Genomic DNA, 15729 nt, shown 5'->3' on the forward strand with positions numbered 1-15729 from the left:
CCGAGATCCTGACTGATATAGCACCATGAAGGCCTATTGATCAGCTCAATCGGTCTAGTTTATAATTGGAAATATAGGACTTTAATTCAACGGTACACAGGTATTCCAACCTCTATAACGCAGTTCAAATCTCGATTTCAAAAACTCCTCTATATATTTATTCTTCACTTTACTTCCTAAAGTACACATCTTTAATACTTCACTCTTCGTTAGGTTTGTACTTAATGCTTGCATCGTCTGGCTCTGAATCTTGACAAATTGGCCATTTTTATAATCCATAAAACAGACATGCATCATATTGATATAATGATCTTTATTAACTTTCACCAACCAGATTAAGAGACCAAGATTTTTCAATGTCTCTAAAATTTTAGGCGAGTCAATCCGGGTTCCATCAGTCAAGATCACAACAGCATGCTTTGTGTGCGACTCAATAGCAAAAATATGGAATAATACCACAGCTCCCAGCTCATTAAAAGAGGGCATAAGTTTGGTCGGACTCTTTGCATACAAACTGGCGTACAGATTTTCGAGCAATACCTCATCAGGCAGATCATCGCGCTCACTTTGCCATTCCTCGATCGCCTCCTTAACGATGTCTTTCAGCGGAAGATGACTTACTATCTGCTCATCTTTATCTTGCTGCACTTGATGATCAGTTACAAACTCGATTAGTGCCTTCTTGACCAGGCTCATTTGTTCTTCATTTCGATCTTCCCACTTATGGTCCAGTACAGATGTCAGCTTATCTTCGACCACTTGAGAAAATTTTTCAATAACAGTATCCAGCTGAGCATCCCGCTGTTCCTCGATGGGACGATCAATAACGTCAACAGCATAAGTTTTTTGCTCTTCACCTGCTGTTGCAGGGTATTCATGCTGAAAATAAGTAATAAACAAATTGCGCTTTGGATCTGTGTCCAACCAGATCGAGAAAGCGATCATCATCACCAGATACAACAAAAACCGGGATTTAGCATGCTCCCACAAGATCGCGTACATCTGCTCCCCATCATACCACATATATTTAAATACGATCAAAATGCATAGCCCAAGTCCTGTTGGCAGCACATAAAACAAAATCCGAGCACTTCTTTTCTTCCAGAGGATATTTTGTTTATCATGGTCATAAGTGAACAGCAGCTGGATAACAAGCGAAATAGCCGTTATAAAAACAACCACAAACATCGTAAGCAAAAAAAGAGATGCAAATCTATAAGAGAAAACCGATAAGTCTGTCCAGGTATAATTATAGGTAATCTTATTATACAGTAAGGGTAACAAAACAAACATCAGATAATAAAAATAATATGCCCTAAAATGTCCAGATAAGGCATTTATATTTAAAAAGCGATTTTCAAATAGGTGGATCATTCGTATATAAAAAAGTAATAATTAATTAGGTTAAAATGCAAATTAACAATATTTCATTATAAAACAAAACTGCAGATTGGTCTAAAAACTCAAAAAACAAGCTTTAAAGAGGTATTTTGCCGGTACTTTTAAAGTTTAAAGGTACTTTCTAGATACCCTTAAACTAGAAAAATCAGTTTAACGACTCTTCTTATTATGCCTTAGCCTATTAATGGCCACCATCTCTTTTCTCAAAAAGATAGATTTGCCAAATTTGGAATTCACCAATAAACAGTAAATCATGAACACGTTAAACTTTGACCAAGAGGGTGTCAATAGTATGCAAGCCATTGTCCTTGGGCGGTCACCTGAACTATTAGAGATTGAACTGACCGAAATCCGAAACGATTTTGATAGCTGGGTCAATAAGTTTTTTAGCTTCACGACCAATCAACTCGTTCAGCTGCAATCCATGGATCTCATCTTTAAGCAAGAGTTAGCTTACGCCATCGCCAACAGTTATGCTGCGGGCGTCATGGTCGTTTTTAGTAAAGACGACAAAGAGGATGACGAAGTGCCCGACAAGAAAAGTATCGTTGTGCATGGAATGGATAAGTGGGAAACCCCATTAGAAACCTCTTCAGCAAATAGGATCGTGACGCCATTAATGATCCGCATCCACTACAGTTGATCCATTAAAATCCACAAATCTCCTTGAGGGCTGGCAGCGAGATCCCCAGCCCCTTGTGTATTTCAAATACTCCTATATATAACCTCTAAGTAAACCTCGAGTCTTTTATAAACCTAAATAAAACTCAATGAAAAGAACCACTCCAAAATTTAGCTTAAATAAAACAGCTGTCTATAGAGATCGAGCTGATTACTCCAACTTGCTAAACATACGATCTTAAATTATGGAAAGAATGCAAGATTTTTTCAGTAAATACCATCAGCTCAGCGCATCAGCAAAAACTTATATCAAAGAACATGGAAAGCTCCATTTTTATAAAAAAGGAAGTTACTACAAGATCGCTGGTATTCCGATGTCGACCTGGTGCTTTATAATTGATGGTGTAGTCGCCAAAGAAGTGCTCGAAGCAGACACATTCATTCGCATCGAACGGATCAATGGGAAGAACGAATATTTTACGGGTAGCAATCACCCCTATAGTGATCGGGCAACATCCGTCGCTATCAAATTTTTGCAACCCACTATATTATATGAGATCAGCAACAGCCATTTCAAACACGCACTCAAACAGTACCCTGAGCTGAGTACGATATTCCATATTCTGAAGCAGCATAGGGTCAATAGACTGCAGGATATTGTACATATTCTGAAGCTCCCACCCTTACATCGGGTACATGAGCTTTCTATCAAGATGCCTCATATTATGCCTTTACTTACCATCAAAGAACGTCGTTCCTTTTTAAACATTTCCTGTGATCGTGATTATTATAAATCTTTACGCTATCATCTTGGAAAGAGCTAAAGTATATCGCATTGCTATTATCAGAGCGTACCGAAGGATTATATTTTTGCGAAAAGCAAGTATCAAAAAAATAATAGGAGCTGTCGAAGATCAAGAGCAATATAGTCTGACAAATACGAAAAAAATGCAATCTATAGCATTGCTATACGAAGCTGAAGAAGAAGGGATCTAATTTTACAGTAAGCATCTTAAATAAGATCATGTTTAATAGATACACAAATAAACTACGACTATGAAAAACATAAGTATAAACAACTTAGGTATCAAAGTATACCGACGCAAATTTGCGACATTCCCCGGTGGCCGGGGCAGGAAATAAAGTCCACTTTAATAATAAAAGCCTCCGACGTATGGAAGCTTTTATGTGGCCATCAATGAAAACATAGGATGTTCGATAATAAACATAAGTAATATAAACATTTTTTTTACAATTAAAATCATCTATTATGGCCTGGTTCCAATTAGTTGCAAATGGGGATGCTACAGATCCTAACGATTATAATGCTGTAGGTGGACCTTCATGTTCGGGTCCGAATCATATTTGTGCTATTCAGACAAGTCCTGACGCAAGTAATAAACCGATCATTACAACTCCACTGAGAAATGAAATGATTACTGCGTTAAACACAAACTCCAGTAGTACAAATGTTCAATTGAGAACAAATCCGTAAATAAGGTCACAAGCCTTATGGTAGAGGGCGCTCCAAAGGCGCCCTTTTTTAACAAAGTTTAATTTTAATGATCTTAAAAAAACAACTATGCCATGGTTCCAATTAATTGCTAGTGGAGATCCACTAGAAAGAAATGATTATAATGTTATTGGCGGTCCATCATGCTCTGGACCTAATCATATCTGCGCCATTCAAACTAGTGCTGACGCGAGCAATAAGCCCATAATAACACCAGCACTTAAGGATGAAATGCTTCTTGCGTTACATTATAGAAATAGTTCCACAAATGTTCAATTGAGAACAAACCCGTAAATAAGGCCACAAGTCTTACGGTAAATGGTGCTCCAAAGGTGCCCTTTCTTAACAAAATTTAATTTTAATAATCTTAAAACAAATAATTATGGCCTGGTTTGATTTGGTTCCGGAAAGTTATCCGAGAGATACAAATGACAATGATACACCACAATATACAGTCTTAATCAAGTCTGTGCGATCGAAAAAAAAAGTTCACACTCAAATAATAATCCATGATTATAACAGTAACAAACGAAAGGATTACAATATGAAGAAGAGAAAAAAATAACAAAGGTACATTTAGGACTAATCCTTAAATGACACCCAGAAGAACATAAAAGGCGTCCGTAGACGCCTTTTATGAATACTCTCCTATCTAAACTCTTGAGATCAAGTGAACATCTTTATTTTTTGTTTAATTCTCTTATTACCATCACATCAATAACCCTCTTTGCCAATACAGCTTCCAAACCATAATACAGTATTTGCCGGTTGAGTTTCTCTAATGAAGAAAAATCAGGGACATCGATGATTTCGGTAAATCCAGATTCATCCAATGTGGGTGGATACAATTTACTGTAATCCATTAGAAAGGCAAGATTCTCCATTCCTTCAACCCGACGGTCACCTTCCGGTTTTTCAATACCTGCTCGAGATTTCGTCGTTTTCCTGATCACGATAACTTCTTTTTCCTTTTTCTCGATCGTTACGCTAACGTCTAAAAATGAAACCAAATCTTGCATCACCAATTTAGCCATCTCCTTCTTGGAAACGGTATCCTGACTAAAACGCTGATAGCAGATCGCATTTTTAGTGTCCCATATTCTTGGACCTATAGAATTCGGTTTATATTGATAGTCATTCTGATCTTTTACATACCACTCCATCCTTCCGGGAATCCAAAGGAAGTACTTGGGACTGATCATAGCATGTAACCGTGTGAATGCATCCAAAATTCCGGTATTGATCATACTGGTCACAAACATACCTGTTACCGAATCTTTCTCAATCGGCAGGCCACCTTTAAACTCCAAACCATCCTGATAACCGGTGATCAATACTTTTCCTTTTAAATTTGAGTTTTCCTGATCAGGTATCACACTCTTGGTATTAAAGTCATCTTTTACCGGAATATCCAATCTGTCTTCAGCAATCAGTTTTTCAATATACTCCGGTTTGATATAATCAAAATACGTGATGGCTTTGACCTTACCTTTATAAATAAAGACCGTATGTGGTACCCCTTGATGAGGAAAATAACTTTTGAGCAAAGAATCTGCAATGATTGTAGGTAAATAGGCCTGATGCTCCTTTAGGTATTTATTACCTTTAAAAAATTGATCAATGACTTCCTTAGACTGCCAGGTCACCGTAATAATCTGCGCTTTGTCCCCTACTGTTTTCTGTACTTCTTTGACATGGGGCATCAACTCAATACAGGTACTGCAGTAGGTATCCCAAAAATCAAGGATCAAAACCTTATCCTTATAATCGTCCAGATCTATGCTACTGGATGGAAAATTTAATATATCCATAACAGGCATATCAGGAACTGTCGATCCTATGGTCAGTCGTTTGGACAGGTCCACTTTTTTGTTTTGTTGAGCATATAAGGGCATGATGCCGAGTAATATGTATATGATAATCATGTAGCTTTTCATCTGTAATATTATTAATTTTTTAATATTGAAATCTTCAAGTCTAGTGGATACCTATGGCACCCAATCTAGACTTGGAGACTCCTTTGTATTATCTTCTATTTTGTTGGATCGTAGGATTCAATTGTGTCACGATCAGCGGGATCAGGGCCGCAAATTTTGAACTGCCGGGTACCAGTTGATAAGACTGTCCATCAATAGTTCGCGTCAATGTACGCTGAGTTTCAGTATCCTGATTGAGCCGCTTGACATCTGCCCAACGTCTCCCCCGAAACACCAGTTCTCTTCTTCTTTCTTTTAAAATCTCCTCTACTAAAATGTCATTTCCCCATTGTACTTCTTGATAATCCTCTGGAGCAAATCGATGCTTGCGAAGAAAGTTAATGTCTGATAATGCGATCGCCGATTTACCGGTACGTGCCGCTGCTTCTGACCGGATCAGCAGCATTTCACTGGTCGTCAGCCCGATGAAAGTACCGATATAGCTTTGATCATAATTGGTTTTGTAGCCATAGGTACCGGGATCAAAGTAATTGTTTTGAAAGTAGATGGACATCCGCAGATCATTGGATTCGTAGAGATCGATCAGATCAGGATTTATCCGATTGTAGAATGGACCTATCGATCCGGAATTACCGGTCAATGCTGTAAAATAGATCTCTTGATTATTTTTAGGGATAGCCATTTCATCGTACAGATCGAGGGTATTGTAGTCGATCAATGTCGGTTGCAGCGTCCATGCAGAATCCGCATAGAGATAAGCTTTTTCATAATCGCGCATATCCAGATATAAACGGCTCAATCCTGCCTGCGCCGATCCTTTCGTAGGTCTACTTTTAGCTATCGATGTTGGTTTTAACAGACTGATCGCCTGTTTATAATCCTGTACCACCTGATCATAAGTAGCCGCTAGACTTGCTCTACCTTCTGCAGGAACGACATCAGGTGTAACTTTCAGTGGCAAACCCATTTCGTTCGATGCCGTAGCAGGCTCATACGGAAGCGTATAGAGCTCCAGAAGCTGCTGATAGGCAAATGCTCTAAAGAAATGTGCATTGCCCAGAATCTGCTTGCCTTGCTCCGAAGACTTATCCTGCTGAGAGAGCTTATTGTATATGGCCAAGATCTGATTGGACACATATATGGTTTTATAAGGTCCCTGCCAGTTTAAACTTCCGACCACAGGTTCGTCAGTCCAGATATAGCCCATTCGTTCATCCATATCGACTATGGTCTGCCAATCTTCGGTATGCATATAGAATTCTTCCCCCATTAGCGTGGTCATAACAGGGTAAGACATATTCATCGCGGTAAAATCATTCAAAAGCAATTCGCAATCCGCGAGCGTACTTGGAATCTCCATATTTTGGTCAGGCTTGAGTTCCAAAAACTTAGTACAAGAGGTCAGACCTATGGACAACAAAAAAATAATATAATATTTCATAACAATCGATCTAAAAGTTAAAACTGACACCTAGGGAACCTGCAAAAGGATCGGGCGGATTATTTCCAAATTCAGGATCCAATCCCCACTTATTTTCACGCCATAGGGTCATAATATTGGCGGCATAGGCATAGATCCTCAAATCTTTCAAGTATCTGTTCTTAAGACTATATCCAACCTGTATATCGCGCAATTTGATCTGCCCTGCAGGCTCTACCAGTGCTGACGAATAATTGTAAAAATCAGACTCGTTCTTATTGGCCGGATAGGTAAAGACCGGCACATCGGTTTTCAATTCATCCCCCGGATTCTGCCAGCGCAGTGCATAGTCACTGTGTCCTACTCCACCTGTCACCAGATTGGAGTAATGAATAGATTTACGGACAAACTTATGCCCCAATTGATAACTGATATTAAATGAAAAGTCTATATTTTTATAACGAAACGTATTGCGTAGCGAACCGAAGTAAAGCGGTAAAGCAGAACCTGCTATATCCATGTCTGTCAACGGGGTACTGTTCACAATATTCGTGTAATCTGTTGACAGTTCACCATCCATATACCCCCTCGGTTTTCCAGTCAGAGGATCAAGTCCTGCCCACTTATAGGTCACCACACCTGTCAAATCTGAACCAACGATAGGTGTATTGCGGGCGGAATATGCACCTGTGCGATAAACCTTACCAAATGGGGCATCAAGATAGGACTTCGTCACTTTTGTTCGGCTATAGGCAAATACCAGATCGGTATTCCATTCAAAGTTGGTGCTCTGTATATTTTTTGAATTCAAGGAAATATCCACTCCCTTTCCCTTCAGATCTGCACTGTTCTGTAACAGCACGCCAAATCCGGTTGTCGGATCTACCTGTGCTTCTAGGATCAGATCCTTTGGTGTTTTGATATAGTATTCTACCGCTCCACCAAACCTGCCTCCTTTTGTGCGAAAATCCATACCAACATTGAACATGCCGACAGATTCCCATCTGAGATAAGGATTTTCAGGACTTCGCATGCTGGCATAAGGGAGTCCGGTTAGGAAATTTGTTTGATTGGATTTTTGCATGATGGCATAGGCAGAAGTGGTATTGTTGACATTACCATTTTTACCGTAAGTAGCCCTGAATTTCAAGTATTCAAAGGGACCGTCTTTCATAAATCCCTCTTCCGATGCGATCCATGCACCTCCCATAGACCAAAATGGCTGTCCCTTATCATTGGTATTCACACCAAAAAGATTGGAAGCATCTTTACGAGCACTGGCATTGATGATGTATCTCTTTTTATAGGTATACCCTGCATTGGCAAAAAAAGATGTAAAGCGATTGGTAATCTCCGCAAACTTGCTGTAGTCGGAGATTCTACGTACTCCAAAACGGCCATTGAGGTAAGGCAGATCATTAACCAGATCTACGGATTGAAAAGCATGCGTTTTTGGATCATAACCAAAAAATTGCGAGGTATACAGTAGTTCCTTCTGCTGTCTGATCTCCGTACCTGCCAGTAGGTTGAGACTATGATCTATGCCCCATGTACCTTGATAGTCGATCTGGAAACGACCCTGATGCGCATTATTTCGTTGATTAAAAACAAGCAATCGCCCTCCTAGCGGATAGTTCCATTTCACGGTATGCTCATCCCAGACGGCAAAATAATTGATATTGGATCTTTCTTCTATACCCCCCTGCTGATGCAGCTCACTAGTCTTACCGTCGGCAGCTCTAAAATTGTATAGAAGAGATAGATTCAAACCTTTCATTACCGTATATTTGGTCTGCAGACCAAGCATAGTCTCCCGATTATCCGTTTTTGTAGACGATTCGTATAGTTCGGCCAATGGTCTATAACTCCAGTCCAGTAAGCGCCCCTGTGCCACGGTATCCCGAAATTCGCGATTCATAGCAGTTGCTTCCACGATCAAAGGATTGCCAAATTCATCGGCCAGTTCCATATAAGGGAAATTTCCAGAACCTTTTCCTAGTTGGTTGTATAAGACAGGATCGTATGATTCTTGGGTATTATAGCTGGAGAACTGGGTACTGAGATTGAATTCTAAGCGTTGTGTAGGTTTAAAATTAGATTGACTTCTAAATGTAAACCGGTCTGCCGACGATGTGACCACATCTTTCAGCTGCTTATCATAGCCTATGGAAAAGATATTTGAGAGTTTTGCAGATCCTGCCGACAGCTGTACATTGTACTGCTGTTTGACTGCTTTTCGATAGATATATTTCAGAAAATCATCCCGCATGTCGATACCACGAAGTCTATCGATGCTGCTATTCAGCTGCTGTTCCGAGATTTTACCATCCCGGTTATCTTTTAGCAACTGCACCACCGGCGTTACTGCATAAGTGATATCAGACATACGGCTATTGTAATATCCTTTTTCATACAGAGACATTTCAACATCAATATAATCCGATGTATTCATCTGCGGAAAGTAATACAGATTGGGTTTGTTTTCAAAAGTCAGGTTTCCATTAAACGAAACTTTAAGGCTTTCATTTAGCTTGCCTTTCTTGGTGGTGATAACCACTACACCATTACCGGACTGCGCTCCCCAGATCGAAGAAGCCGAAGCATCTTTTAAGATCGATATATTTTCGATATCATTGGGGTTGATATTATTAAAATTGCCATGATATGGAAATCCGTCCACAACGATCAATGGCCAGACATTGGAGCGGATCGAGCTCTGTCCACGCACATTGAAATTAGGGAAAACACCCCTATTCTCGTCGTATGTTTTCGTGGAAGAAATGCTCGGTACCACATCCTCCAGACGGCTGATAAAATCAAGTGATACTTTACGATTTAGTAATCTGTTATCCACAAATTCAAAACTACCTGCCGACCGTTCTTTAGGGATACTCTGATATCCCGTACTCACCACCTGTACTTCGTCAAGCTGATTATCTGATGGAACCATTGCCACATTAAGTACTATGCCTACAGCATAGTCTACTTCAGCAGTTTTATACCCGATATGGGTAAACTTTATTTTTCCTTTTTTAGCCGCTACAGTCATCCGAAATGTACCATCATCTTTAGTCGATACCTTTTTGTATTCGGCATCCACACGCACGGAAACACCCTGTAGCGCTTTGCCATCCATTGCGGACACCACACGTCCTGACAATTCATACTGCCCGTTCACCCCGCTGTCCTTGCGGGGTGTCTGAGCATATAAACTAACCATATGAAAGATCATCAATAAGGAGAGCAGTAATAGCTTACTGAGTAGCAATAGCTCTCCCTTATATTTACCGAGCTTTTGGAGATCCCTCCAATCCTTGGTTTTATATTTATTATCTATTTTCATTGTTATAATTTTTTAATGCATATAGCTCCTGCTGTCCCCTTCAACTACCGAGGGTGACTTGTTCCTAAAGTCATTTTCTCTTCCCTCGGCAGCATCTGGGCTTCTAAACAGTGAAACTATATTCGTTAAGTGCTTTAAAGAACTTTAGTTCATGTTTCGTACGACTACTGGTCGGCGTTTAGCTTTCATAATCATCGTGAGCTGTTCTGCCCAGATCAGTTCAACAGACTCGCCGTTCATCTTCACGACCTTACGGCTGTCTTTTACGACAGCTAGCTTCTCGATTCTTACATCAAGCTTAAAGTGCCTATTCAGATCGTTCAGTATCCGTTGTTGGTATTCTTCGCGTTCCGTCTTGGCAGGCACCGTCAGTTCGTAGCAATATCCCGGAATACTTTCCTTTTCATCATTGGGAATAAACCGTTCACGGTCTTCTCCTAGCACCAGTATCTGATTGTTCGGAAAGTCGGCTGGTAACGCTAAGGCAAAAAGGTAAATCTCATAGATCTTCATATTGATCAGCGAGATTCGCAGAACATCGACAGCTTCGTTGCGCACGACCAGACTAAAAGAATCCGATGGTTCCGAAAGGTGTATCAACAGCGAATAATAACGCTGTGCTGGTCGCTCACCTTTGACATATTTCAATGCCGTCACCGTCGTTACATATCTAAATTCTGGATCGAACTTTTTAAATAAACATTCGGGTAAATCTGTGATCATAATTTGTTTTTTAATAAAGGAGACACGTTTTTCGTTCAAAAACGAAGACAGTTCTTTCCCTGGGGACAGCGCATAGCTATCCCTGCTGCAAGTTTTTTGCATTTTTTTAAGGTTTATACTGAAAGTCAATCAGGGGCTAAAAATTTGGCAATAAGCCCCCTGTTCAACTTTCAATAGTTAAAAAATAAGACTGGAAAAAATGCAATTATTGATCTACATCAAGGTTAAAAATTGGCTTCGTGATTGCATTTTGAATGGATAGTCAGCATAGTGACTTTGCGCAACAAATCTAATCTGCCGGCTTGATGATGTTTTTGGTGGTCTGTTTTTTATTCATAACTCTCTTTTTTAAGGTTTAAAAAAGCTTGAGCAATAAATCTAATATATGATAAGGAAAGCTCATCAAAAAAGAGATGGGACAAACCTTATTTTCTTTCGAGGGTCGTAGGAAGAACCTTAGGTGAAAACAAGAGAATGCCCATCTCTCCTTTGAAAACACAAAGATAGAGAATGGGCTTTGATCTCCTGAACTTACACCCTTTGAAAATTTCCTACGTTTTCGAAAGTAAGATTCAGCATCAATAGCCTTTAACATACTATCAAACATAGCATTTAGCTACATCGATATAACAAACATAATAACAATATTCGATTATTGCAAATTTTACCTTGAATGTTATTTGAAAAGTTTTTATCGTAAAAGCTTAAAATGGTAGTATGCAAAAGATAAACAAGCTATCATTATATATCATAAACTATATTCTATTTTTAAGATTAGTGATTGGGAAATCTGCTTATGATTTATCAATTGGTCTTAAAAAGAACAAAAACTATGTATCTCATATAGAAGATAAAGACAAAACTGATCATTACAATTCTGCTGACTTTGCGGCAATTGCAGAGGAACTAAAATGTAAAATTCATGACTTTATTCCTTCTGATGAATGGGACGTCAGTGATTCGCATGCGAAAGTTGATAAAGTTGTTGACACCCTAAAAGATCCACGTTTTGCAAAAAGAGTAATCTCAGCAATTTATGCTAGAAATACACAAGATAAAGCTTTAGAAAGTATAGAGAATTTATATGGTCATTTTCATTTAAAAAGTGAAAAAGTAGAAGAAAGAAAGGTCGTGAAAGAGGTTTGGGAAAAATTTGTGGCCAATAATAAAGCGTAATTATAGAACTGAAGTTTAGCTCTCATTTTTATTTATTAAATTCGAAATTATATTTATAAGCTCACCATTCAGACTGAGGTTATGATTTGTATTTATTAATAATTTGAAAGGTAGCCTAAATTGATTGAAATAGTAAAAAGAGAATCAGTACGAAAGAAGGACGGTCCAATTGTGACTATTTCTCACATGGATTATCATATTATATGCCGCGTAATTGATTTAATGGCAGATATTAGCATGGATGATGAAGAATTATCGTTCTTACTTGGAAAAGCAAACAATTATGTCTTTAGCTATATCGCCAATCCAAACGATAAAAATAAATTCAAATCTGACCAGGTAAACCTGCTCCCCTATTTATTAAATTGTTACTGCACGGACCTATATTCCAATGATTGTCCTAAAGGTCATATCCAGCTTTTTCTATAGTCAAAAAATTGAAAACGATGAAGAAAAAGGTTTTAGTCATATTATCTACGATAGCAACGGAAAAGGCACACGAATTATATGGACAAAGAAGAAAAATGAAAAAGGAGCATTCAGAAAAACTAATAAAAACTTACTCGATCTTCTAATAAAATGGATCGATGAAGGTATCCTCGATTTACCAACGCCTTCAATTAATATTTGGAAAAAGCTCAAATCAGAAGCACAATTTACATTTTTTATCAGTGACTTAAAAAAATGTATCAAAATACTATCTACCAAAAGCATTTTAACGAAGCAAACTATTGATGGTATTATCTATTATTGGAAGTCTCATCCTCAAACTTCTATTATAGTCCATTACGTCAATGCATACAATGCTTTTAAACCTAAAGACATGTGTTTACATATGGCCGAGGATGTTGTATTTGAGAATATCCATAATGGTAGTATAACGATGTCCTTAAAAGGCAAAGATGCCTTTCTAGAACAGGCTATGTCGGTGTTAAATCTATTTGTGAACCGGAAGCAGACCATCACCACCATCCTACACCGCAACAATATCTCTGAAATTACAATCGACTACGAAGCTAAGTTAGCCAAAGATCTTCCAAATGGTCTAAAGAAAGGTCAGGAACTACGCCTTAAAGGTAAGTCAATATTTGAGTTTTCTGATGATGGAAAGATTATGAAGTTGGTGGATGTTAGTGGTTAGATTTTTTAAATTATAAAATACTTGCAGTCATATTTAGCAAACTATATGAAAAAGGGAAAAGAATACGAATTATTAATAGAGGATCTTTATAAGCAACTGGCACCTAACGCTGAAATTATCCAAGATGATTTTATTCTTGGAAAGAACTCTAATACTAAAAGGCAAATTGACGTCTCAATTAGGTTTCAAAACATGGGTATAAAATATCTAACTATCGTACAGGCTAAAGATTATTCAAGACCTGCAGATATTAAGGTTGTTGATGAATTTAAATCTGTAATAGAAGACACTCTAGCAAATAAAGGTATTCTGATTTGTAGTAAAGGTTTTACAAAAAAAGCTAAAGAATATGGAAAGAAAGTAGGTATCGAGCTCTTATCAATTCACGAAGCTTCAAATAAAAATTGGCAAGCGGTAGTTTTTATTAGAATTAAAAAGACAATTCATAAAATAAAACTTGATGCAGAACTAGGTGTTACTTGGCATAACAACACTGGTAAGACAGCTATACTTAAAGCAGACAGTCCTCCAATATTATCATATAATTTGAAGGACTTATGTGGTATGCAAGACATATTCAAGCACGAGGTACTAAATAAAAATTTATGGCCTGATATTATCAAAGGTCTAGATGTTAACGTTGATTTGAAAAAACTAAAGGTGTTCGTATTTATGCATGACCGATTTCTCAATCCAATTGTTGGAAAACTCACCTATAAATATCTTAGAACAGAATCAAAAAACCTGTTAGCAGAACCGGACAATTACTTATACCAACTAGATCATATTACTGAAGAAGGGAAATTGCATAATCTTATATTAACTCCATCTAAATTTGAAGAGATAATTAATCCACATTTCAAATCTGAGGAATATTTAGAGCAAATAGAGCCTCATTTTGAATTCATTAATATTGAAATTATTGGGTATGGATATATAAGCTTTTATTTATGTAATGTAAATTTTCACGTTGAGGGACCAAAATTACCATCTGATAATCCCAATGTTCAAAGAATCAATAGATATTCGGAAATTGGTATTATGATTGAACGAGGATTACTAAACAGTAATACATAACATTTAACATGCTCCCAATCAGGGATTATAATACAATTTAAAAGATTACTCAGCATAACACTATTAAACCAAAGAAATCAGCTGCTTCCCAAATCCAAGAATATAGTGGCGATCAAATACAACATCTGTATAAACTATAATCGAAAAAGATTTAAATCCAGAATAGAGAGAAAGTTGATTGCTGTTTGTGAACGACATTTAATATCGTCCCAAATTATTTAGTAAAGGATCCGAATCTCCCTCTCTCCCCAAAAGAAAGAACAACTGTAAAAATTTGCTATTTTGCGTTTAAAGGTACTTTTCTCTTCTTCATATTATATAAATTTTGATTAAATATACGACTTTTGGCAGAGTTTTGACAGATAAATATTAAACTTATATTATATTAACTCACTGTATATTAACGATATATTAGTACACTTTTCAATTTAATCACTAAGGCTTTATAATTTGTTAAATTCTACTGTAACTAATATCGTAAAGGTTTTTAATTATATTTGCTTTGTTATAAGTATCTGTGGACTAATTTATAACAATGTGGCCTTAGCCATTAATCTATTTGGTTTTTTGAAAAAGTATTAGGTATTGAAACGGATTGATAGATATAGAGCTAGTAAGAAACTAGTAGATAGTTTTTATGCACATAACTCACATTTCTTGGTTATACACTATTCATGTGAAAGTTTTTATGATATAATTGATGGCAGAACGCCAAGAATTACCTCAATAGCTGTGAGATACTTAAATTCAGCTCAAACAAAGTCTTTTTCTATTCATAAGATTGCTGAAATTAAAGGTATCTCTTTAAATGAAATAGATAAAAATTATGACGATCTAGAGAAACAAATGCTTAATGATTTCTTTACATTCGCAAAGTCTCATGCTCCCTACTCTTGGATTCATTGGAATATGAGAGATATCAATTTCGGATTTGAGGCTTTGCAATATCGCGCAAATGTACTTGGTGTAAGAAAGCCATATGAAGTGCTTGATAGTTCAAAATTCGATTTGGCTCGAATTTTAATTGACATATATGGTGAAAAATACGCGGATCACCCTCGTTTATTATCAATTTTAAAACAAAATAGTCTTACTCCAAAAAATTGGTTAAATGGTAACGAAGAGGCTAAAGCATTTGTAAATAAGGAATTTGTTAAACTTCATCAGTCGACCTTATGCAAAGTAAATATTTTTGAAAATATAATAAAATTAACTGCCGAAGGAAAGCTTAAAACCAAATCAAACATAATCGATAGATATGGTATCAGCCCACAAGGTATCTATGAATTAATTAAAGACCATTGGCTATTTGCTTTAATTGTATCTATAATATCGTTCATCATTGGTAAAGTATTCTCATAATTATAAAGAGATTAT

13 protein-coding genes are annotated in these 15729 nt (G+C 37.2%); 8 read left to right on the plus strand and 5 right to left on the minus strand.

All coding sequences use genetic code 11. The features are described 5' to 3' along the window. Positions 1-81 precede the first annotated feature (81 nt). Positions 82-1374 carry a hypothetical protein gene (locus tag AC06G9_RS15945; protein ID WP_480956703.1) on the minus strand — a complete coding sequence of 431 codons (1293 nt, stop codon included), beginning with the start codon at positions 1372-1374 and terminating at the stop codon, positions 82-84. 280 nt (positions 1375-1654) lie between these two features. Here AC06G9_RS15945 and AC06G9_RS15950 point away from each other — a divergent pair, with 280 nt between their 5' ends. From AC06G9_RS15950 to AC06G9_RS15965, 4 genes are all read left to right on the plus strand, one after another. Continuing rightward, the gene (locus tag AC06G9_RS15950; RefSeq protein ID WP_480956704.1) at positions 1655-2044 is read left to right on the plus strand and encodes a hypothetical protein; all 390 of its coding nucleotides are present in this window, start codon (positions 1655-1657) and stop codon (positions 2042-2044) included. A 223-nt stretch (positions 2045-2267) separates the two neighbouring features. Beyond that, entirely contained in the window at positions 2268-2846 is a 579-nt protein-coding gene (locus AC06G9_RS15955; protein ID WP_346572225.1) for a cyclic nucleotide-binding domain-containing protein, read from the plus strand. Between the two features lie 446 nt (positions 2847-3292). Then, entirely contained in the window at positions 3293-3517 is a 225-nt protein-coding gene (locus AC06G9_RS15960) for a hypothetical protein (RefSeq protein ID WP_346604921.1), read from the plus strand. An 87-nt stretch (positions 3518-3604) separates the two neighbouring features. Further along, entirely contained in the window at positions 3605-3829 is a 225-nt protein-coding gene (locus tag AC06G9_RS15965; RefSeq protein ID WP_480956705.1) for a hypothetical protein, read from the plus strand. A 386-nt stretch (positions 3830-4215) separates the two neighbouring features. Here the strand turns inward: AC06G9_RS15965 and AC06G9_RS15970 are convergent, their stop codons facing one another. The 4 genes from AC06G9_RS15970 to AC06G9_RS15985 form a co-directional block, all read right to left on the minus strand. Continuing rightward, positions 4216-5460 (minus strand): TlpA family protein disulfide reductase, encoded by a 1245-nt coding sequence (locus tag AC06G9_RS15970; protein WP_480956706.1) that lies wholly within the window; start codon positions 5458-5460, stop codon positions 4216-4218. A 100-nt stretch (positions 5461-5560) separates the two neighbouring features. Then, positions 5561-6913, minus strand: a complete 1353-nt coding sequence (locus AC06G9_RS15975; RefSeq protein WP_480956707.1) for a RagB/SusD family nutrient uptake outer membrane protein — start codon at positions 6911-6913, stop codon at positions 5561-5563. 10 nt (positions 6914-6923) lie between these two features. Further along, positions 6924-10235: a SusC/RagA family TonB-linked outer membrane protein gene (locus AC06G9_RS15980; protein WP_480956708.1), complete on the minus strand. Its 3312-nt coding sequence runs from the start codon at positions 10233-10235 to the stop codon at positions 6924-6926. Positions 10236-10379: 144 nt separating this feature from the next. Beyond that, a complete protein-coding gene (locus AC06G9_RS15985) occupies positions 10380-11060 on the minus strand; it encodes a hypothetical protein (protein WP_480956709.1) in 681 nt (226 codons plus the stop codon). A gap of 615 nt (positions 11061-11675) precedes the next feature. On the opposite strand from AC06G9_RS15985, the gene AC06G9_RS15990 reads away from it, so the two are divergent. The 4 genes from AC06G9_RS15990 (at position 11676) to AC06G9_RS16005 (ending at position 15714) form a co-directional block, all read left to right on the plus strand. Continuing rightward, positions 11676-12134 carry a hypothetical protein gene (locus AC06G9_RS15990; RefSeq protein WP_480956710.1) on the plus strand — a complete coding sequence of 153 codons (459 nt, stop codon included), beginning with the start codon at positions 11676-11678 and terminating at the stop codon, positions 12132-12134. 391 nt (positions 12135-12525) lie between these two features. Then, complete coding sequence (locus tag AC06G9_RS15995; RefSeq protein WP_480956711.1) at positions 12526-13275, plus strand: nuclear transport factor 2 family protein; 750 nt, start codon at positions 12526-12528, stop codon at positions 13273-13275. Between the two features lie 45 nt (positions 13276-13320). Then, positions 13321-14352, plus strand: a complete 1032-nt coding sequence (locus tag AC06G9_RS16000) for a restriction endonuclease (protein WP_480956712.1) — start codon at positions 13321-13323, stop codon at positions 14350-14352. A 585-nt stretch (positions 14353-14937) separates the two neighbouring features. Continuing rightward, positions 14938-15714, plus strand: a complete 777-nt coding sequence (locus tag AC06G9_RS16005) for a hypothetical protein (RefSeq protein WP_480956713.1) — start codon at positions 14938-14940, stop codon at positions 15712-15714. Positions 15715-15729: the final 15 nt, after the last annotated feature.

It is taken from the genome of Sphingobacterium sp. MAE, from assembly GCF_056711605.1.